The organism is Streptomyces sp. NRRL F-5122 (assembly GCF_001507435.1).
GTDB lineage: Bacteria > Actinomycetota > Actinomycetes > Streptomycetales > Streptomycetaceae > Streptomyces > Streptomyces lannensis.
This window is the reverse complement of the sequence record NZ_LMWH01000121.1, coordinates 1-525: the sequence shown is the minus strand read 5'-3', so window position 1 is coordinate 525 and position 525 is coordinate 1. Positions and strand designations below refer to the sequence as shown.

1 protein-coding gene is annotated in these 525 nt (G+C 66.5%); it reads right to left on the bottom strand.

What is annotated here, in order from left to right; genetic code table 11:
• Window positions 1-525 (bottom strand): helix-turn-helix domain-containing protein (locus tag ADL25_RS15495; protein ID WP_199839164.1); only part of this gene is annotated, 525 nt, incomplete at both ends.

Sequence of the window (525 nt, the reverse complement as noted above, 5' to 3'; positions counted from 1 at the left end):
GGATGCGGTAGTACAGCTTGCCGGTGGCCAGATCGAGGGCGGCGATCATGTGCCTCACACCGCCGTAACGGTTGTAGGTGGCCCGTAACCGGCGCGGACACCTCACCGGACCCCATGCCTTGCCCTTGCGCGGCATCAGGTTCAGCGGGCCGAACTCGTCGACGCGTATCACCCGCCCGTCCGCCGGTGGGGTGTCGTAGAGCGCCAGGATGCGGTGCATCTTGGCGATGAACTCCGGGTCGGTGGACGTCTTCCACGTGGTGGTGGTCTTCCAGGAGACATTGCCGGCGGGCAGGATCCGGCGCAGGGTCTCCCGGCTGATGGCCGCGGTCACCTTCTGCCTGACCAGACGGTCGGCGAGCTTGCTCAGGCTCCAAGTGGAGAACGCGGTGATCTTCCAGTCGGCGGGGGACGTCCGGGCGATCAGGCAGATGTGCTCGCGCACCTCGTCAGTGATCGTCTTAGGGCGTCCCCCGCTCCATTTTGGGTCCAGCGCGTCGAACCCCCGCTCGTTGAAGGCGTGGA